The sequence below is a fragment of the Achromobacter sp. CSND-B12 genome (assembly GCF_052906545.1).
Genome location: NZ_JBREGJ010000001.1, coordinates 5,285,527 through 5,306,032, shown reverse-complemented (window position 1 = coordinate 5,306,032; position 20,506 = coordinate 5,285,527). Strand labels below are relative to the sequence as shown.

General features: G+C 68.5%; 14 protein-coding genes. 5 read left to right on the top strand and 9 right to left on the bottom strand.

Annotated elements, in window-relative coordinates; genetic code table 11:
* Positions 1 to 127: 127 nt before the first annotated feature.
* Positions 128 to 1,027 (top strand): lipid A hydroxylase LpxO, encoded by a 900-nt coding sequence (gene lpxO, locus ACUTAG_RS25025; RefSeq protein WP_020924404.1) that lies wholly within the window; start codon positions 128 to 130, stop codon positions 1,025 to 1,027.
* A 71-nt stretch (positions 1,028 to 1,098) separates the two neighbouring features.
* Here the strand turns inward: lpxO and ACUTAG_RS25020 are convergent, their stop codons facing one another.
* The 3 genes from ACUTAG_RS25020 to hrpA form a co-directional block, all read right to left on the bottom strand.
* A complete protein-coding gene (locus ACUTAG_RS25020) occupies positions 1,099 to 2,394 on the bottom strand; it encodes an ABC transporter ATP-binding protein (RefSeq protein ID WP_026382732.1) in 1,296 nt (431 codons plus the stop codon).
* Between the two features lie 8 nt (positions 2,395 to 2,402).
* Complete coding sequence (locus tag ACUTAG_RS25015) at positions 2,403 to 4,136, bottom strand: ABC transporter permease (protein WP_148316566.1); 1,734 nt, start codon at positions 4,134 to 4,136, stop codon at positions 2,403 to 2,405.
* A 171-nt stretch (positions 4,137 to 4,307) separates the two neighbouring features.
* On the bottom strand, positions 4,308 to 8,249 hold the full coding sequence (hrpA, locus tag ACUTAG_RS25010) for an ATP-dependent RNA helicase HrpA (RefSeq protein WP_262352208.1): 3,942 nt from the start codon (positions 8,247 to 8,249) through the stop codon (positions 4,308 to 4,310).
* Positions 8,250 to 8,385: 136 nt separating this feature from the next.
* Here hrpA and argA point away from each other — a divergent pair, with 136 nt between their 5' ends.
* The 3 genes from argA (at position 8,386) to ACUTAG_RS24995 (ending at position 12,223) form a co-directional block, all read left to right on the top strand.
* Positions 8,386 to 9,744 (top strand): amino-acid N-acetyltransferase, encoded by a 1,359-nt coding sequence (gene argA / locus ACUTAG_RS25005; protein WP_006384044.1) that lies wholly within the window; start codon positions 8,386 to 8,388, stop codon positions 9,742 to 9,744.
* Positions 9,745 to 9,862: 118 nt separating this feature from the next.
* Positions 9,863 to 10,135, top strand: a complete 273-nt coding sequence (locus ACUTAG_RS25000) for an oxidative damage protection protein (protein WP_006384045.1) — start codon at positions 9,863 to 9,865, stop codon at positions 10,133 to 10,135.
* Positions 10,136 to 10,270: 135 nt separating this feature from the next.
* Positions 10,271 to 12,223, top strand: a complete 1,953-nt coding sequence (locus ACUTAG_RS24995) for a phosphocholine-specific phospholipase C (RefSeq protein WP_047993498.1) — start codon at positions 10,271 to 10,273, stop codon at positions 12,221 to 12,223.
* Positions 12,224 to 12,472: 249 nt separating this feature from the next.
* Here the strand turns inward: ACUTAG_RS24995 and phoU are convergent, their stop codons facing one another.
* The 5 genes from phoU to rmuC form a co-directional block, all read right to left on the bottom strand.
* Complete coding sequence (gene phoU, locus ACUTAG_RS24990; protein WP_006384047.1) at positions 12,473 to 13,198, bottom strand: phosphate signaling complex protein PhoU; 726 nt, start codon at positions 13,196 to 13,198, stop codon at positions 12,473 to 12,475.
* A gap of 151 nt (positions 13,199 to 13,349) precedes the next feature.
* The gene (gene rpiA / locus ACUTAG_RS24985; RefSeq protein ID WP_049055496.1) at positions 13,350 to 14,030 is read right to left on the bottom strand and encodes a ribose-5-phosphate isomerase RpiA; all 681 of its coding nucleotides are present in this window, start codon (positions 14,028 to 14,030) and stop codon (positions 13,350 to 13,352) included.
* Between the two features lie 36 nt (positions 14,031 to 14,066).
* Complete coding sequence (locus tag ACUTAG_RS24980; RefSeq protein ID WP_148316565.1) at positions 14,067 to 15,731, bottom strand: isovaleryl-CoA dehydrogenase; 1,665 nt, start codon at positions 15,729 to 15,731, stop codon at positions 14,067 to 14,069.
* 54 nt (positions 15,732 to 15,785) lie between these two features.
* The gene (locus tag ACUTAG_RS24975) at positions 15,786 to 17,315 is read right to left on the bottom strand and encodes an amidase (protein WP_006384050.1); all 1,530 of its coding nucleotides are present in this window, start codon (positions 17,313 to 17,315) and stop codon (positions 15,786 to 15,788) included.
* 188 nt (positions 17,316 to 17,503) lie between these two features.
* Positions 17,504 to 18,808: a DNA recombination protein RmuC gene (gene rmuC / locus ACUTAG_RS24970; protein ID WP_242610378.1), complete on the bottom strand. Its 1,305-nt coding sequence runs from the start codon at positions 18,806 to 18,808 to the stop codon at positions 17,504 to 17,506.
* Positions 18,809 to 19,039: 231 nt separating this feature from the next.
* On the opposite strand from rmuC, the gene ACUTAG_RS24965 reads away from it, so the two are divergent.
* Entirely contained in the window at positions 19,040 to 19,774 is a 735-nt protein-coding gene (locus ACUTAG_RS24965) for a PhoP regulatory network YrbL family protein (protein ID WP_045952788.1), read from the top strand.
* 38 nt (positions 19,775 to 19,812) lie between these two features.
* Here the strand turns inward: ACUTAG_RS24965 and ACUTAG_RS24960 are convergent, their stop codons facing one another.
* Entirely contained in the window at positions 19,813 to 20,493 is a 681-nt protein-coding gene (locus ACUTAG_RS24960) for a DNA-3-methyladenine glycosylase (protein ID WP_035181090.1), read from the bottom strand.
* Positions 20,494 to 20,506 lie beyond the last annotated feature (13 nt).

The window sequence follows — 20,506 nt, the reverse complement described above, 5'->3', positions numbered from 1 at the left end:
GAGGAATTGTACCTAGTCGGAGGGCCTAAAACCGCCCTGCGGACGATTCCTCCACGGCCTGTTCGGCGACGCTGTGTAACAATAGGCGATTGCACCTGACTCACCCGCCGCAGGACGAGATTTACGTATGAAATGGCTGATACCCGGGATCTGGCTTGCCGCCATCCTGTTCGCGCACTTCCGTGGCCGCGTCAAGCTGCCGCTGGGCCGGCAACTGCTGGATCACTCGGTGCTGCTGGCGCCGGTCAACGCCTTCATGGTGCTGACCTCGCGCGTGCCGTCCACCCCTTACCTGACCACCAGCGAGATCGCCGAACTCAAGGTGCTGGACGACAACTGGGAAACGATCCGCGACGAAGCCCTGCAGATGGCCGAGCTGCGCCGCATCAAGGCGGCCGACAGCCACAACGACATCGGCTTCAATTCCTTCTTCAAGTACGGCTGGAAGCGCTTCTACCTGAAGTGGTATGACGCCCGCCACCCCTCGGCCGAGGAACTGTGCCCCAAGACGGTGGCCATCCTGAAGACGCTGCCCAAGGTCAAGGCGGCGATGTTCGCCGAGCTGCCGCCGGGCGGCAAGCTCAACGCCCACCGCGACCCGTTCGCCGGCTCGCTGCGCTACCACCTGGGGCTGACCACGCCCAACGACGACCGCTGCCACATCATCGTCGACGGCGAATCCTACAGCTGGCGCGACGGCGAAAGCGTGGTGTTCGACGAGACCTACGTGCACGAGGCCTACAACCACACCGACCAGAACCGCATCATCCTGTTCTGCGACGTCGAGCGGCCGCTCAAGTGGGGCTGGGCCGAGGCTTTCAACCGCTGGTTCGGCCGCGTGGTGATGTCGGCGGCCAGCTCGCCCAACGACGGCGGCGACCAGACCGGCGCCATCAACAAGCTGACCCATGCGCACTGGGTCATCGACCAGAAGCGCAAGGCCTTCAAGGCCTGGAACCGCAACGTCTACAAGGCCACCAAGTACGGCCTGATCATCCTGGTGATCGCGGGCTTCATCGCCCTGTGATCAGGCCGACCGCGCGGATCGCGCGGTCATCACGCCACCACGGCGGGCCGTCCGGCCCGCCGCTCCCCACCCTAACCCGCGGCGCGCTCCGGCAAGCTCAACAGGCCGGTGTGGTAGTCGTAGCCATAGATCTCGCCATAGCGGCCCCACTCCACCGCGATCTTCAGCACGCGCTCGGCTTCGTCGGGCTTGAGGAATTCCTCCAGCGAATCCAGGAAATTCCTTTCCGGCAGCTCGCCGGCGGGTTCCTGTTCCAGGCTGTGGCGGATATGCGCGGCCAGCGGCACGTGGGCCAGCAGTTGGCGGCCGAAGATGGCCTGCTTCTGGTCCTGGTCGGCCTGCACGTAGCGCTGGCCCAGCGGCGTCAGGTAGATGTCGCCCTTGTCGATCTGGGCCAGCCCGAACAAGCCCAGCGCTTCGCAGGCCGGCAGCAGGTCGTCGTCGGAGATCTCGGCTTCCTCGGCCAGCTTGGGCAGGTCGGCGCGGCCATTGAACGGCGCCTCGGCCAGCACGTCGAGCACGCCTTCCATGCGCTCGACCTCGGTCTGCGGAAAGCGGTAGCCCAGGCCCTGCTGGCGCGGCGTCGGCATGTCGTGCGCCGGGCGCTGCGTCATCAGCGCGTAGACCTCGTCGATCAGCGCCCGCACCTGCGGCGAATCGGCGTTGCGCGGCCGCGGCAGGCCGATCTGCACCTGGCTGCGGATGCGGCCGGGGTCGCTGGAGAACACGATGATGCGGTCGGCCATCATGACCGCTTCCTCGATGTTGTGGGACACGATCAGGATGCCCTTGGTCGAGATGCGGCTCTCGTCCCATAGTTCGAGCATGTCGTCGCGCAGCGTTTCGCCGGTCAGCACGTCCAGGGCCGAGAAGGCCTCGTCCATCAGCAGCACGTCGGGATTCATGACCAGGGCGCGGGCGATGCCCACGCGCTGGCGCATGCCGCCGGACAGCTCGCGCGGCAAGGCCCCGCCGAAACCGCCCAGCCCCATCAGGTCCAGCACCGCGTCGGCGCGCCTGGCGCGCTCGGCCGGCGCCACGCCCTGGGCTTCCAGCCCCAGCTCGACGTTCTGCTGCGCGGTCAGCCACGGGAACAGCGCGAACGATTGGAACACCATGGCGATGCCTGCCGCGGGGCCGTACACCGGCTGGCCGCGGTAGGTGACGGTGCCCTGGTCGGCGTTGACCAGCCCCGCCATGATGCGCAGCAGGGTCGACTTGCCCGAACCGGACTTGCCCAACAGGGCCACGATCTCGCCTTCGCGCAGCGTGAAGTCCACGTGTTCCAGCACGTGCCGGGCAGTGCCATCCGCGGCGCGGAACGATTTGCCGACATCGTGCAGTTCAATCAGGAAATTGGAAGGCATGGAGACTCCTACCGGCCGCGGTCTTCGGCCAGCAAATACAGTTTGCGCCAGAAAAACCGGTTCAGCAGCATGACGAAAATGCTCATGACGCCAATGCCGAGCGCGATGCGGTGGAAATCGCCCTGCTCGGTCATCTGCTTGATGTAACTGCCCAGGCCGTCGGCCACCAGCGAGGTATTGCCCCAGGACACGTACTCGGCCACGATGCTGGCGTTCCAGGAGCCGCCGCTGGCGGTGATGGCGCCGGTGATGAAACTGGGAAACACCGCCGGCAGGTAGACCCGGCGCCACAGCAGCCAGCCCTTCAGGCCCAGGTTGCCGGCCGCCAGGCGCAATTCATTGGGAATGGTCGAGGCGCCCGCCACCACGTTGAACAGGATGTACCACTGGGTGCCGAAGATGATCAGCGGGCTGAGCCAGATGTTCGGATTGAGCTTGAACGCCACCATCACAAACACCACGGCCGGAAACAGCAGGTTGACCGGGAACGCCGCCAGGAACTGCGCCACCGCCTGCACCCGTTGCGAATACCGGGGCCGCAGGCCGATCCAGACCGCGATCGGCACCCAGATCAGCGACGCAAGTCCGATCAGCACCATCACCCGCGCCAGGGTGATGCCGCCCAGGCCGACCACGTGCAGCACCTCGCCCCAGCCCACTTCCTGGTGCACGAACACGACCAGCTTGTAGGTCGCCAGCAGCGCGGCCGCGGCCAGCAGCGAATCCCAGATGCGGGTCCAGCGCAGGTCCGGCGCCTTGGCGCGGGCGCGGATCGAGGTGCCGTCGTAGGGCACGCTGAACCAGCCCAGCGCGCGCCGCATCCGCGCCCAGAACATGTTCGACAGGGCCTGCATCCAGCGGCTGCGGCGGGTCCAGGCCAGCAACCAGGACTGTTGCGCCACGTCGGCCTGCGATTCCTCGAAGCGGAACTTGTCGGCCCAGGCCAGCAGCGGCCGGAAGAACAACTGGTCGTAGAGCAGGATGCCGGCCATCATGGCGCCGATGGCCCAGGCGATGGCGCGGCCGTTTTCGGCGTCGATGGCCACCGCGATGTACGAGCCGATGCCGGGCAGCTTGATGTCCTGCCCGGCCACCGAGATGGCCTCGGCCGCCACCAGGAAGAACCAGCCGCCGGACATGGACATCATCATGTTCCACAACAGGCCCGGGGTGGCGTACGGCAGCTCCAGGCGCCAGAAACGCTGCCAGCCGGACAGCCGGAACACCCGCGCGGCCTCGTTCAGCTCGGCCGGCACGGTGCGCATCGACTGGTACAGGCTGAACGCCATGTTCCAGGCCTGCGAGGTGAAGATGGCGAAGATCGCCGCGCACTCCACGCCCAGCAGGTTGCCGGGAAACAGCGCGATGAAGGGCGCGATGGCGATGGCCTGGAAACCCAGGATGGGCACCGATTGCAGGATGTCCAGCATCGGGATCATGGCTTTTTCGGCGGTGCGGAACTTGGCCGCGATGGCCGCGAAGACGAAGCTGAACAGCAGCGAAAAGGCCAGCGCCGTGAACATCCGCAGGATGGTGCGCAGCAGGTAGTACGGCAGGTAGATCGGATCCAGCGAGATCGGCAGTTCTTCGCCGACGGCGAAGGGGCGGCTCATCTGCGAGGCGCCATAGGCCATCGCGGCCAGCACCCCCAGCACCAGGGGCAGGAGCGCCCAGTCCCAGCGATTGGGCGTGGAGCGGGACGACGCGGACGGGCGCGTCCGGGTGCTGAAGAGCTCGAACATGTCGGCAATGCTCCAGGGAGCGGGGGGTGAAGGCCCGCGCATTGAAGCATAACCAGATGACGCGTCACTGAACAGAAAACGACTGAAATCTGACGGTAATACGGGACGGCTCCCGCCGCCCCGTATTCCTCGGTTGACGGGGCCGCGCCGGCCACGCCTGAACCTGCAAGATCAGCGCTGCAGGGATTCCCAGCTTTTCATCAGGCGCTTGACCGACACCGGCATCGGCGTGCGCAATTCCTGCGCGAACAGGGCTACCCGCAGCTCCTCCAGCAACCAGCGGAACTCGTCCAGGCGCGGGTCGGGCGCCCCCTTCAGGGCCGAGCGGGCCCGCTGGTACTGGGTCACGAGCGGGGCCATCTCGGCCACCAGCTTGGCATCGCGGCCCGGATCGGCGCGCAGCTTGTCGATGCGCGCCACCGCCGCCTTCAGGTAGCGCGGGAAATGCGACAGCTGGGGGTAAGGGGTGTCGCGGATGAACCACTTGGGCATCAGCGCCCCCAGCTGCTGCTGCAGGTCGGCATAGGCCGCGGCGTGCGGCTTGGCCTGCGGCAGCTTGCGCTGCAGGGCCGCGTATTCGGTCAGGATCGTGCCCGCCAGGCGCGCCACCTCCTGCGCCAGCAGGCCCAGCCGGCCCTTGCCCTCGGCCCGGCGCGCCTCGAACTGCTGCTCGTTGACCGGCCAGGGCTCGGCCAGGCAGGCCTGGCCCAGGGCGCAGTCGATGATCTGGTCGCGCAGTTCTTCCTGCGTGCCCAGCGTCATGTAGAGCATGCTGATCCTGGTCAGGTCGGCCAGGTTCTTTTCCAGGAACTTGACCTGCTCGCGCAGGCCCAGCCGGAACAGCTTGAGCAGGCCGGCGCGGTGCGCCTTGCGGGCCTCGTCCGGGTCGTCGAACACGTCCAGGTCGCAATGCGCGCCGCGGTCGACCAGCGCCGGGTAACCGATGACCGACTGGCCACGGCGCTTGATCTCCATGATCTCCGGCAGCGGGCCGAAGGTCCAGGCGGTCAGGTTCTCGTGCGCCAGCGCCTGCGCCACCTGGGTGTCGCTGGCGGCCAACTGCTGGAAGGTGGCCTGGGCCTGCTTGCCGAACTCAGCGCGCAACTGCGCGAGGTTGCGGCCGGCGGCCAGCATGCGGCCGTGCTCGTCGACCACGCGGAAGTTCATGAACAGGTGCGCCGGCAGCGTCTCGAGCTTGAAGTCGGCGGCGGCCGGGCGCACCTGCACCTGGTCCCACATGTCGGCGATCAGGGCGTCCACCAGGCCGGTCTGCGGGTCGCCCAGGCGCTCGAACCAGCGGTCGTAGAAGCCGGCGGCGTAGTCGGGCAGCGGCACACAGTGGCGGCGCAGCTTCTGCGGCAGCGACTTGAGCAGCAGGTGCACCTTCTCCTTGAGCATGCCGGGCACCAGCCATTCGCAGCGCGCCGGATCGATCTGGTTCAGGGCGAACAGCGGCACCGCCAGCGTCACGCCGTCGCGCGGCGAGCCAGGCTCGAAGTGGTAATCGAGCGCCATCGACACGCCCTGCCACTCCACCTTCTTGGGGAAGACGTCGGTGGTGACGCCGGCGGCCTCGTGCCGCATCAGTTCGTCGCGCGTCAGCAGCAGCTTGGCGGCTTCGGCCTTGTCGAGGCCGTTGACCCACTTTTCAAGCGTCGCGGTCTGCGAGATGTCGGCCGGCAGCTGGCGGTCATAGAAGGCGTAGATCAGCTCGTCATCGACCAGGATGTCGGGGCGGCGGGTCTGATGCTCAAGTTTCTCGATGCCGGCGATCAGCTTGCGGTTGTGGGCCACGAAGGCCAGGCGCGTGTCGATCTCGCCCGGCACCAGCGCCTGGCGGATGAACAGTTCGCGCGCCTCGCGCGGATGGACCCGGCCGTACTGGATGCGGCGGCCGCTGTAGATGGTCAGGCCATAGAGCGTGGCGCGTTCGTTGGCCACCACCTGGCCGGCCTTCTTTTCCCAGCGCGGGTCCGACCAGTTCTTGCGGATCAAATGGGCTCCGACCTTTTCCAGCCAGACCGGATCGATGCGCGCCACGCAGCGCGCGTACAGGCGGGTGGTCTCGACCAGTTCGGCGGCGACGATCCAGCGCCCGGCCTTCTTCACCAGGCGCGAGCCCGGATGGATGTGGAAACGGATCTCGCGGGCGCCCTGGTAGTGGCCGCCCTCGTCGCTCTTGAAGCCGATGTTGCCCAACAGGCCCGACAGCAGCGCCATGTGCAGCTGTTCGTAGGTTGCCTCGACCTGGTTGACGCGCCAGCCCTGCTCGCCCACCAGGGCGGCCAGCTGGGTGTGGACGTCGTGCCATTCGCGCAGCCGGATGGGCGACAGGAAGTTCTGCCGCAGCAGGCCCACCAGCTTGCGCTGCGAGGCCTTGTGCTGCACCTGCTCGCCGTACCAGCGCCACAGCTTGAGGAAGGAGATGAATTCGGACTTGTCGTCGGCGAACTTGGCGTGCGCGGCTTCGGCCGCCTCGCGTTCCTGCATGGGCCGGTCGCGCGCGTCCTGCACCGACAGCGCCGAAGCGATGATCAGCATTTCCGCCAGGCACTGGTGCTCGCGCGCGGCCAGGATCATGCGGCCGATGCGCGGGTCCACCGGCAGCTTTGCCAATTCGTGGCCGGTCTGGGTCAGGACGAACGAGGCGCCGGTGCGGCTGGCGTCGTCGCCATCATCGGCGGCCGCCAGTTCGATCGCGCCCAGTTCCTGCAGCAGGTGGTAGCCGTCGGCCACCGCGCGCCCGGGCGGGGCCTCGACGAACGGGAACTGCTCGATGTCGTCCAGCTTGAGCGACTTCATGCGCAGGATCACGGACGCCAGCGAGGAACGCAGCACCTCGGGGTCGGTGAAGGCGGCGCGGGCGTTGAAGTCGGCTTCGTCGTAGAGCCGGATGCAGACACCGGGGCCGACCCGGCCGCAACGGCCGGCGCGCTGGTTGGCCGAGGCGCGGCTGACCGGTTCGATGCGCAGCTGCTCGACCTTGTTGCGCCAGGAATAGCGCTTGACGCGCGCCAGGCCGCTGTCGACCACGAAGCGGATGCCGGGCACCGTCAGCGAGGTTTCGGCCACGTTGGTGGCCAGCACGATGCGGCGCGCGTTGCCGCGCGGATGGAAGATCTGTTCCTGCTCGGCCTGCGACAGGCGCGCGTACAGCGGCAGTACCTCGGTGCCGGCCGGGTGGCGCTTGCGCAGCGCTTCGGCCGATTCGCGGATCTCGCGCTCGCCCGGCAGGAACACCAGCACGTCGCCGGGGCCGTGGCGGGCGCATTCGTCGACCGCGTCGACGATGGCGTCGATCAGGTCGCGTTCCTCGTCGCCCGACATGCGCTCGCGGTCGCGGCCCGGCCTGGCGGGCGCGGTCTCGTCCTCGGCGGCTTCCTCGCGCACCGGACGGTAGCGCACCTCGACCGGATACAACCGGCCCGAGACCTCGATCACCGGCGCCGGCTTGTCCTCGGACGCGGCGAAATGGCGGGCGAAGCGCTCGGCGTCGATGGTGGCCGAGGTGATGATGACTTTCAGGTCGGGACGGCGCGGCAGCAGCTGCTTGAGATAGCCCAGCAGGAAGTCGATGTTCAGGCTGCGTTCGTGCGCCTCGTCGATGATGATGGTGTCGTAGCGGCGCAGGAGCGGGTCGCGCTGCGACTCGGCCAGCAGGATGCCGTCGGTCATCAGCTTGATCGACGCATTGGGGCCGGTGCGGTCGTTGAAACGCACCTGGTAGCCCACCACCTCGCCCATCGGCGTGTTCAGTTCCTCGGCGATGCGCTTGGCCACCGAAGTGGCGGCCAGCCGCCGCGGCTGGGTGTGGCCGATCATCTTCTGGCGGCCGCGGCCCAGTTCCAGGCAGATCTTGGGCAATTGGGTGGTCTTGCCCGAGCCGGTCTCGCCGCTGACGATGACCACCTGGTGGCCTGCGATGGCGCGCGCGATTTCCTGGCGCCGCGCGCTGACGGGCAGGTCTTCGGGGTAGGTCACGGCGGGAATGGGCCGCTCGGGGCGGGGCGCCTGGCGGGCCGCCGGGGCCGCGGCATCGGCACGCGGCTTGCGGGGGCCCCGGGTCGGCCCGTCGGCCGGCACGGGCGGCCGCGGGCGGGAAGATTCTGGCATGTACGATTTGTCCGGTTAGCTGCCTATTATATAAACGGCCGCCGGTCATATAATTTCGCCACGCCGTCCCATGACGGCGCGTTGACGCGGCCCCTGGGCCGCGTTGTTGCCACTCTCAGGAATCGCCCCACCCATCATGCCCGACCTGGAACCAGACACCGTCTCCGCCCTTGAAGCCCCCGAATTCGCCCCTGCCCAGTTCGTCCGATGGTTCCGAGACGTCGCGCCCTACGTGCATGCGTTCCGAGGCAAGACCTTCGTGGTGGCGTTTGGCGGTGAATTGGTGCAGGCCGGGGCGCTGAACGCGCTGGTGCAGGACCTGTCGCTGCTGTCGTCGCTGGGCATCCGCCTGGTGCTGGTGCATGGCTCGCGCCCCCAGGTCAACGAACAACTGCGCCTGAAGGGCTTCACCCAACAGTTCGACCGCGGCCTGGCGCCCACCGACGCGGCCGCGCTGGAATGCGCCAAGGAAGCCGCCGGCGAGATCCGCCTGGACATCGAGGCCGCCTTCAGCCAGGGCCTGCCCAACACGCCGATGTCGCACGCGCACATCCGCGTCATTTCGGGCAACTTCGTCACCGCCCGCCCCACCGGCGTGCTGGACGGCGTGGACTACAAGCACACCGGCCAGGTGCGCAAGATCGACGTCGACGCGCTCAAGTTCGCCATCGAAAAGGGTTCGTCGGTAGTGCTGCTGTCGCCGCTGGGCTTCTCGCCCACCGGCGACGCCTTCAACCTGGCCATGGAAGACCTGGCCACCAGCGTGGCCGTGGCGCTGCGCGCCGAAAAGCTGATCTTCCTGTCCAGCGGCCAGGGCGTGCTCAATGACGACGGCTCGGTCGACACCGAACTGGCCCGCGTCGATGCCGACGCGCTGCTGGCGGGCGGCTCGCTGGACGAGGAAACCGGCGCCTACCTGCAATACGCGTCGCTGGCGGTCAAGCGCGGCGTGGCCCGCGCCCACCTGGTGCCGTTCGCGCTGGACGGCAGCGTGCTGCTGGAGATCTTCACTCACGATGGCGTCGGCACCATGGTGGTGGAGGACACGCTGGACGACCTGCGCCCGGCCACGCTCGATGACGTTGGCGCCATCCTCAGCCTGATCGAGCCGCTGGAAGCCGACGGCACGCTGGTGCCGCGCCCGCGCAGCGTGATCGAGCGCGACGTCGAGAACTTCACCGTGCTCGAGCACGACGGCGTGATCTACGGTTGCGCGACGCTGCACAACTTCCCCGAGGATCACATGGCCGAGATGGCCTGCCTGATCGTGCACCCCGAATGGCAGGGGTCCGGCGAGGGCGAGATCCTGCTGCGCCACATGGAATCGCGCGCCCGTGCCAGCGGCGCCAAGCGGCTGTTCGTGCTGACCACGCGCACCTCGCACTGGTTCATGAAGCGCGGCTTCGTGCAGGGCGGCATCGCCGACCTGCCGCGCGAAAAACAGAACAACTACAACCGCTCGCGCAACAGCCTGGTGTTCATCAAGAAGCTGTGACGCGGCCCCGCCCCGGGCTGGCCCCGAGGCCTAACCGCAGTGCCCGCAGGGGCTTGGCGGCCTTCCGGCGCCAAGCCCGCTAAAATGGCGCATTACCCATTCTTTCCGGCAGCGAACCATGGCCCGTACCGTCAACTGTGTGAAATTGAAGCGTGAAGCCGAAGGGCTGGATTTTCCGCCCTACCCCGGCGAACTCGGCACCCGCATCTGGCAAAGCATTTCCAAGGAAGCTTGGGAAGAGTGGAAGCAGGTGCAGACCCGCCTGGTCAATGAAAACCGCCTGAACCTGGCCGACGCCCGCGCCCGCAAGTACCTGCAGCAGCAGATGGAACGCTTCCTGTTCGAGGACGGCAGCGTCGAAGCCCAGGGCTACGTTCCGCCCTCGGCCTGATCGCGCCACGCCGCGCGCGCGGCCCCTCCTGCGAAGCCCCTCGTCCGCGAGGGGCTTCGTGCTTCTGGCCGGTCGATCCGGCCATGCCCGTGGCTGGCTTAAGATTCCATTATTGCTGGCCGTATTAACGCTGTCATGAAAGAAGATCCGAGTTCCGCCTCTTCCTCCGACCTGCCCCCGGCCATCCGGCGCGCGCTGGCGGTGGCCCCCGACCGCAAGCACGGCACGCTCCACGACGTGCGGCACGTCGTCATCCTGATGCAGGAAAACCGGTCCTTCGACCACTATTTCGGCAGCCTGCCCGGCGTGCGCGGCTTTGCCGATCCGCATCCGGTGCCCACCCCGGCCGGCGATGTCCTGACACAAGCCGACGGCGCCGAGCGAGTCCGCCCCTATGCGCTGCAAGGCGAGTACGCCAGCGACACGCCCGTGGGCTACATCACTCCGCATACCTGGGACGACGCCCAGCGCGCCTGGAACGACGGCCGCATGGACCAATGGCTGGCCGCCAAGCGCCGCCTGGGCATGGGCGCCTACCGCCCCGCCGAAGTGCCGTTCCAGACGGCGTTGGCCAATGCCTTCACACTGTGCGATGCCTACCACTGCTCGGTCCAGGCCGGCACCAATCCGAACCGCCTGTTCCTGTGGACCGGCACCAATGACCCGCTGGGACGCGCTGGCGGACCGGCGTTGGTCAACACCTTCGACCGGCTCGGCCCGGCCGACCAGGGCTACGGGTGGACCACCTATCCTGAACGCCTGCAGGCCGCCGGCATCGACTGGCGCATCTACCAGGACATGGCGGACAACTTCCACGACAACCCGCTCGCCGGCTTCCGCCAGTACCGGCGCCAGCACGAGGCCGGCGGCGCCGACGCGCCGCTACGCGACCGGGGCCTGTCCACCCACACCCTGGACGACCTGGCGCATGACGTGGAACAGGGTACGCTGCCGCAGGTCTCCTGGATCATCGCTCCCGCCGCCGACTCCGAACATCCCGAGGTCTCGTCGCCGCGCCAGGGCGGCGCCTACACCGAACGCGTGCTCGAGATCCTGACGCGCAACCCCGCCGTCTGGAGCGGCTGTGTGTTCCTCGTCACCTACGACGAGAACGATTGCTTTTTCGACCATATGCCACCGCCCGCGCCGCCCGCGCGCGAGACCGACGGCCGCTCGGGCGGCTTGTCGACGGTGGAGCTGGATGGCGAATACCACGACACCCGCCACGGCCCCAGCGCCGCCACCCCGGACGACCCCGCCGCCCTGCATGGCCGCGGCTTCGGCATGGGGCCGCGCGTGCCGATGCTGGTGGTGTCGCCGTGGAGCCGCGGCGGCTGGGTCAATTCGCAAGTGTTCGACCACACCTCTGTGATCCGTTTCCTGGAGGCCCGCTTCGGCGTGGCCGAGCCCAACATCAGCGCCTGGCGCCGCGCCGTGGCCGGCGACCTGACCTCGGCCTTCGATTTCGCCGGCGACCGGGCCACGCTGCACGCCGACAGCGCGCGCCACACCTGCGCCCTGCCCTATGCCCTGGAGGCCGTGGGCCGCATGACCGCCGACGGCGAACACTACCGCCTGACCTTCCGCAACCCGGGCACGGCGGGCGCGGTGCTGCACGTCTACGATCGCCGGGCGCTGGAGCGCGCCCCGCGCCGCTACACCGTCGGCGCCGGCGCGCGGCTGGATGACGGCTGGCGTCTCGACGCCGAAGGCGCCTATGACCTGTGGCTGCTGGGTCCGGACGGCTTCCACCGCAGGTTCCGCGGCGACACCCGGGATGCCGGCCTGTTGGAAACGCAGCTGGTGCCGGTGACCTCCGGCATTCGCCTGCGCCTCATCAACCACGGCGACACCCACCTGCCGGTGCAGATCGAATCACGCATGGGCGACGGTTGGCGCGCCATGGCCCATGTGCAGGCCGGCGGCGCGCTGGAACTGAAATACGCCGGTTGCGAAGGCTGGTACGACCTGGACGTCAGCGCCCAGGGCCTGCCGGCCTTCGGCCGGCGGCTGGCCGGGCGCATCAACGCCGGCAAGTCGGGCGTACCAGACCCGCGCCTGTGCCAGGGCGCCGAGCTGCCGCTGTAGGCGGCCGGACACGTAAAAAACCCCAACGCGCCGTGGCGCCTGGGGTTTTTTGCCGCCGGGCCGCCCCAAGGCAAAACGCCCCCTCGGGGGGCAGCGACCCGCGCAGCGGCGAGCGTGGGGGCTTTTTTTTGCCGCCGGGCCGCCCCAAGGCAAAAACGCCCCCTCGGGGGGCATCGACCCGCGAGCGGCGGAGCGTGGGGCTTTTTCTGTTGCCTCCCGGCAGGACGGGCGGCGCGGCCGCCGCGGCGATCAGTCGTCCTGCCCGGGGGTATCCTCTTCGCCGCGCGCCAGGCGCTCGGTGTTCTTGACGCCGGTGTGGCGCACATCCGCGCCCTTGACCATGTAGATCACGCGCTCGGACATGTTCTTGGCATGGTCGCCGATGCGTTCGAGGGCGCGGGCGATGAAGATCATGTCGATGGCGCGCGAGATGGTGCGCGGGTCTTCGATCATGTAGGTGATCAGGTGGCGCAACGCGCCCTTCCATTCCTTGTCCACTTCCTTGTCGCTGCGCACCACGGCAGCGGCCAGGATGGGGTCGAGGCGGGCGAAGGCGTCCAGCGCCTGGTGCAGCATGGTGCGCACGTTGGCGGCCATGTGGCGCAGTTCGATCACCGGGATGTGGCGGACTTCGGACTCGTGGATGCGGCGGGCCACGGTGGCCACCTTCTCGGCCTCGTCGCCGGAGCGCTCCATGTCCGTCAGCATCTTGGACACGGCCATCAGCATGCGCAGGTCGATCGCGGTGGGCTGGTGGCGGGCGAGGATGCGGCTGATGCTTTCGTCGATCTCCACTTCGTGGCGATTGACTTCCTTCTCGCGCTCGCGCACTTTCTCAACCAGCGTCAGATCGCCGCTGGCCAGCGCATCGATGGCCTCCTGGATCATGGCTTCGACCACGCCGCCCATTTGCAAGAATTGCGAACGGACGCTTTCCAGGTCAGCGTCGAACTGCTTGTTTGTATGCTCCGTCATCCGGGCTCCCTGCGTGGTTGATCTCATTGCATTGCCCCGATAAGAAAGCGTTTCGTGTGTGGGCCTGCACAACCCGCAAGGTTATGACCCAAGTGTGACAGGATTATGAATCGCGGCCGGACCGCCCGCAAGGGCGGTCGGCCATGCCCACTCAGGCGCGGCGGTCCAGGCGGCGGATGCCGTTCTGCGTGGCCAGCAGCGCCACGTCGGCGCCGGCGATCGCGAACAGGCCGCAGGTGACCACGCCGGGCAGATTGTTGACGCGGGCTTCCAGGCCGGGCGCATCGGTGATCGACAGGCCGGCCACGTCCAGGATGATGTTGCCGTTGTCGGTCACGAAGCCCTCGCGCAGGCGCGGCTGGCCGCCCATGGCCGTCATGGCGCGGGCCACCGCCTCGCGCGCCATCGGAATGACTTCGATCGGCAGCGGGAACTTGCCCATGACCTCGACCAACTTGGACTCGTCGACGATGCAGACGAAGCGGTCGGCCACCGAGGCGACGATCTTCTCGCGCGTCTGCGCGCCGCCGCCGCCCTTGATCATGTGCAGGTTGGCGTCGATCTCGTCGGCGCCATCGACGTAGATCGGCATCGACGTGACGTCGTTCAGGTCCAGCACTTTCAGGCCATGGCCGGCCAGCCGCGCGGCGCTGCGCTCGGAGCTGGCGACCGTGCCGCCGATCCGACCCTTGAAACGCGCCAGGCCGTCGATGAAGAGATCGGCCGTGGAGCCGGTGCCGACGCCGATGATGACGTCGGGGCCGGCGACCTGTTCAACGAGTTCCAGGGCGGCGTCGGCGGCTTGCTGCTTGAGTTCTTGCTGGGAGAGCATGGCGATGCGGAATAAAGGTGGTTGAAGCCGGGAAATTTAGCATGCGGCCGCCACCGGCCAGGCCCGCGCCAGGATCGTCCCGACGTCCAGGCCCCCCGCCAGTTCGCCGAACACGCCGCCCACACCCGCCAAGCGGCTGCCGACGAACCCCTGCGCCACCGGCCCCGGCGCGTGCCGGATCAGCAGCGCCGCCTGCCACAGGCACGCCAGGCCGCAGGCGATGCGCCTGGCCTGGAACTCCGCCTGCGCCGGGTCCGCCAACAGGGCGCGCCACCGCGCCAGCGCGGCATCGAACTCGCGGTACTGGCCGAGGGCCGGGGCGAACTCGCCTTCCAGCGCGGGCAGCGCCTCGGGCTCGCGCTGCAAGGCACGCAGCACATCCAGCGCCATGACATTGCCGGACCCTTCCCAGATGGAATTGACCGGCGTTTCGCGATACAGCCGCGGCATCGGTCCCTCTTCGACGTAACCGTTGCCGCCCCATGCCTCCATGCATTCGGCCACCGCCGCGATCGCGCGCTTGCAGACCCACAGCTTGGCGGCGGGCGTGCCGACCCGCGCCAACGCGCGCGCGCCGGCGTCGCCACGCTCGTCCACCGCGCGCGCCAGGCGCAGCGCCAGCGCCTGGGCGGCTTCCGACTCCAGCGCGAGGTCGCCCAGCACATTGCGCATCAGCGGCTGCGCCAGCAACGGCTTGCCGAAAGCCTGGCGGTGGCAGGCATGGTGCAGCGACTGCACCAGGGCCTGGCGCAGCAACGCGGCGCTGCCCAGCACGCAATCGAGGCGGGTGGTGGCGGCCATCTCCAGCAGCACCGCCAGGCCGCGCCCGGGTTCGCCGACCATGACGCCCCACGCGTCCTCGAACTCGACCTCGGCGCTGGCATTGCTGTGATTGCCCAGCTTGTCCTTCAGGCGCCGGATGCGGACGGCGTTGCGCGGGCCTTCCGGAATCCAGCGCGGCACCAGAAAGCAGCCAAGGCCCTCGTCGGTCTGCGCCAGCACCAGATGGGCGTCGGCCTGCGGCACCGAGAAGAACCATTTGTGGCCCACCAGCAAATAGGCGCAACCGCGCCCGATCGCGCCCAGCGGCGCGGCGCGTGTCGTGACCGCGCGCAGGTCGGAACCGCCCTGCTTCTCGGTCAGGCCCATGCCGATCAGCGCGCCGCGCTTGCCGGCCAGCGGCGCGTCGGCGCCGTCGAATTCGCGCGAATAGAGCGCGGGCAGCCAATCGCCGGTGTAGTCGATCACGCCCGCCGGCTCGCGTTGCAGCAGAGGCACGGCGGCAAAGGTCATGGTGGTGGGACACAGCGTGCCGGCCTCGACCTGGCCCTGCATCAGGTAGGCCGCCGCCCGCGCCACCTGCGCCCCCGGCACCGGCTGGGCCCAGGCGCGGCTGTGCAGGCCGCGCGCCACGATGCCGCTCATCAACAATTGCCAGGCGGGATGGAAATCGACATGGTCGATGCGATGGCCGGTCCGGTCATAGGCCTGCAGCCGCGGCGGATAGCGGTTGGCGTCGACGCCGGCGGCCAGGGTCTGGGCGCGGCCGAGCCAGGCCCCATGCGCGCCGAGGTCGCCGAGCCAGGCGCCAGCGCCCTCGCGGACCGCCGCCTCGCGCAACGCCGGGTCGGTCTCGAACAGCGAATAGTCTTCCAGGGGCGGGACCTGGTTGAGTACGGTATGGGTCACGAACGACGGCATGCTGGCTCCTCTTCGTTGATGCGCCGTGCTTGCCGGCGCGCCCCGCCCGGCGGCCTATCTGGCGATGGGCGCCACCCGCTGCCAGGGCCGCAGGGCCTCGACCTGGGCGGCCAGTTCCAGCAGCCAGGCCTCGCTGCCCAGCGGGCCCATGACCTGGATGCCGATCGGCAGGCCGTCGGCCGACAGGCCGAACGGAATGGAAATGGCGGGCATGCCCGTCAGGTTGGCCAACGGCGCGAACGGCGAATAGCCGATCACGCCCTTCTTGCCCAGGCGATAGGCCAGGTAATCGGCGTTGTCCATCGCATAGCGGCCGATGGGCGCCGGCAGTTGCGCCAACACCGGCGACAGGAACAGGTCGTGGCCCTGCGTGCCCTCGCGATGCAGGAAGCGGCCGATGCGGCGCGTGATCTCGTGGCAGGTATCGACGCAAGCCACGTACTGCGCGCCGGAAATCGCGCGGGCGTACTCGCGCGCGCCCAGCGTGGTCGGCTGCAATTCGTCTGCGGCAAGACGACGATTGCGCGCGCCGACGAAGCTGTCGATGGCATTGGCGGCGGCGCTGGCGATCAGCGGCAGCATCGGCGACAGCACTTCCTCGGAACCCACCGGCGGCGCGGCCACCACCAGTTCGTGGCCCAGGCCGGCGAACAGGCGCGCGGCCTCGTCGACCGCCGCCGCGACCTCGGGATGGATCGCTTCGCCTTCGTAGGTGGTGTTGATATAGGCAATGCGGCGGCGCGGCGATGAGCGCGGATCCGCCGACACCCGCGCCACGATGTCGCGATAGGATTCGCCTGGCCTGGCCGGCGCCGCATACGGCGCGCCGACGTCGGCGCCGGCGCTGATATCCAGCGCCGCCGCGCAATCGCGCACCGACAGCGTCATCATGTGTTCTGTCGCCAGGCCGCCCCAGCCCTCGCCCTTGAGCGGCCCCAGCGGCATCATGCCGCGCGACGGCTTCAGGCCCAGCACGCCGCAACACGAGGCCGGAATGCGGATCGAGCCGCCGCCGTCGCTGCCATGGGCGATGCGCACCATGCCGCTGGCCAGCGCCGCCCCTGCCCCGCCACTGGAACCGCCGGCGCTGTGGCCGGCCTTCCAGGGGTTCTGGGTCGGCGCGCCGTAGACCGGCGATTCGCTGGTGGGGCTCAGGCCCAGTTCGGCGCTGGTGCTGCGGCCGAAAGGAATCAGGCCGGCGCGGCGATAGCGCTTGACGATTTCAGCGTCGACATTCCATTCAACCTGGCCATACAGCACCGAGCCCATGGCGCTGGGCAACCCCAGCGCGGCGGTGCCCAGGTCCTTGAGCAAGGTCGGCACGCCCAGGAACGGACGTTCGCGCAGCAGCGCCAGCCGCTGCTCGGCCGTCAGCGTCGCCAGCTCATCGTCCAGCGCGCGGGCCAGGTCCAGGCCCAGCTCGGCCTGCACGCCACACGCCGCGTTGATCGAGGGATTGCGCGCCGCCACCCGTTCCACCGCCTGCTGCATCGCGGCCTGCGCCGTGGTGGCCCCCTGGGCGATCTCGGCGCCCAGCGCCATCGCGTCGAAGGAAGAGGAATCAACTCGGTCAGCCGTGCCCATGCTTACGATGCTCCAGATATCGACGGCGGAATGCCGCAAGTATGAGGATATCGGCAGAGCGCCCGGGTCACAAGCTCGGCCCCGGAGGGCGCCACGCCGGGCCGCGGGCGGGGAACGGCGCCCGGGCAGCGGCCCCCGTGGGCGACGCGGCGACGCAGGCGCGGAAAGCCGGCAGCCGGGCGCGCCAGTCAGGCGCGGGAAGCGGGCGCGTCGCCCTCGGCCGCGGTCTCGTCGGCGGCGCCTTCGCCGCCCAACAGGCGCAGCGCCTCGGCTTCGGGCAGCGCTTCGACGCTTTTCAGATTGCGCAGCATGGCGCGCGTGCGCACCTCGGTCTGGCCGATCTTGCTGCTGGCGGTGTCCAGGGTCTTCTTCACGCCGGCCAGCGCGTCACCGAATTTGCCGAATTCGGTCTTGACCGCGCGCAGCACTTGCCAGACCTCGGACGAGCGTTGTTCGATGGCCAGCGTGCGAAAGCCCATCTGCAGGCTGTTGAGCAGCGCCGCCAGGTTGCTGGGCCCGGCCACGTTGATACGCAGGTCGTGCAGTCGATCCAGCAGCCCCGGGCGCCGCAACACTTCGGCATACAGGCTTTCGGTGGGCAGGAACATGATGGCGAAATCCGTGGTGTGCGGCGGCGCCACGTACTTGGTGGCGATCAGGCGCGCCTGCAGCTCGACCGCCTTGGCCAAGGCGGCACCGGCCGCCTTCACGCCCTCGGCGTCGGCCGCCTCCTGCGCATCCATCAGGCGCTCGTACTCTTCCTTGGGAAACTTGGCGTCGATCGGCAGCCAGACGGGCATGCCGCCATCGCCGCGACCCGGCAGGCGGATGGCGAATTCGACCACCGCGTCGCTGCCCGGCACCGGTTTGATATTGCTGGCGTACTGCTCCGGCGTCATGTTGTCTTCGATCAGGCGCGCCAATTGCACTTCGCCCCAGGTGCCGCGCGACTTGACGTTGGTCAGGACCCGTTTCAGGTCGCCCACGCCCGCGGCCAGCGCCTGCATTTCGCCCAATCCCTTGTGCACCGCTTCAAGGCGGTCGGAAACCTGCTTGAATGATTCCCCCAGGCGCTGCTCCAGGGTGGCGTGGAGCTTCTCGTCGACCGTGCGACGCATGTCATCGAGCTTGGCGCTGTTGTCATTCTGCAACGCTTGCAAACGCTGATCGACCGTCTCGCGCACCTCCATCAGGCGCCGCTCGTTGATCTGTATCAGCCCTTGCAACTGCTCGTTGAACCCGGCCGCGAAGCGCGCCAGTGATTCGGCCGATTCCGCCCGCGCCGCCTGGGCATCGCGGGTCAGCGCCGCGCGCAGCTCGCCGTGGGATTGCGCCAGTTCCTGCCGCAGGCCGCGGGTCGATTCCGAGAACTCGGCGCGCAGACCGCGCTGGCCCTCGGCGATATCGGCCCGCAACGCGCGCTCGGTGCGTTCCAGGCCGTCCAGCAAGGCGTCCAGGCGATCATCGCGAGCCGGGCGCGACAGCCAGGCCATCAGGGCCGCCAGGCAGGCCAGTACCGCGCCGCCGGCGGCGACCCAGAGCAGAACTTCGTTTGACAAAACGGACCCTCAACGCTGCGCGCCCACGCCGGGCGCGTGAAATTATAGGGCGGCATACCCGGCCTTCTGTAGCTATCCGAAACGACTTTCCGGGCACTCAGAAAAAACCAAAAGCAAACAACAGCATTAAACTGTTAACAACGTATGTATAAACCTTAAAAACAGTTGAATACAGCTGATTTCCCCACGTACTGTCCGCCTCCCGTCGCCTTCGAATCGATTTTCGGTCCATTGAATCTCAATGACGAAACTCCGGTCGCGGTGGGCGGGGACCGTCATATCTTCCAGCATCCCCATGCCCCTTCCCTGTTGGTCAAGGTCATGGACATGCAGGCGCGCGCGATTTACCTCGAAGCCCGGCCGTTCAAGCGCTGGTACAAGCAATACCAGCGCGAAAGCGCCTATCGCGTCTACCTGAACGAAATCACGGAATACGTCACCACGACCACGCGCCCGTCCGGCGTCTGGCAGGTGCCGATGGCGCGCATTCTGGGCGTGGCCCAGACCACACTGGGCCTGGGCCTGCTGGTCGAGAAAATCACCGATGAAGCGGGCAATATCGCCCCTACCCTGGCGGACCTGGCGCCCCAGGGAACAATGGATGCGGCCCTGTCGGCGCAACTGGATGAGTTCATCGAGGACCTGGCCGACGCGCACGTGGTGTTGCACGACCTGACCGCCAGCAATATCGCCTGTGGCCAGAACGCGGAAGGCCGGTCGGGGTTGTTCCTGATCGACGGGTTCGGCGTTTTGCCGCTGGTGCCCATCTACGCGTGGAGCAAGCGCATCAACCGCCGGCGCATCCAACGCAAATACGCCGAGATGCGGGCCGGCATGGCCGAGCGCGCCCGCAAGGCGGCGCAACAGGCGGGCACGGGCGGCTCCGCCCCCCAGGGCTGAAGGCCGCGCGGCCCGGTACCAACCATGCCGCGCCCGCCTCAGGGCGCCTGCTTGAGCGGCGCCCCCTGCCGGTCGACCCAGTGATAGTCCCGTCCGGCCACTTGCCCGCGACGCAAAGGGTTGCGCGTGCACCAGGCCGCATAGGCCGGATCGACGTAGCGGTATTCCAGGTGTTCGTCGCGCCCGGGCGGGATGCCAAGCCGGGCGGTGCTGATCAATGCCTGCGGCGATTCGCCCACGTCTTCGACGTACAGCGCGTCGGGGTCGAAGCGCCGCGCATCCCAGTCCGGCACCTTCAGGCCCAGCGCGCGGCACAGCAGCGTCTGGCCCGCGCACAGGCGCGCCGGCAGGCGCGGACGGCCCTGGGCATCGGGATTCAAGGCCTGCATGCGGGCCAGCGCCTCGGGGCCCGAGAGCGCGTCGACCCAGGGATAGCCGGACTTGATCAGCACCGCGTTGCCCGGCCCGCCCGCGCTGAAATTGAGCGAGTCGCCGCCGCGCGCGTAATACATGTAGACCACGCCGCCGTCCATGAACAGGGCGCGGCGCTTGTGGGTATAGCCGAGCGAGGCATGGCTGCCCTTCTCTTCCAGGTAGTAGGCCTCGGTCTCGATGATGCGCGCCGACAGCCACAGGCCGTCGACCCGGTGGCGCACCACCTTGCCCAGCAGTTCGCGCGCCAGCTGGCGCGCGTCGCGATTGAAAAAGGCATCGGGCAACGCCTTGCCGGCG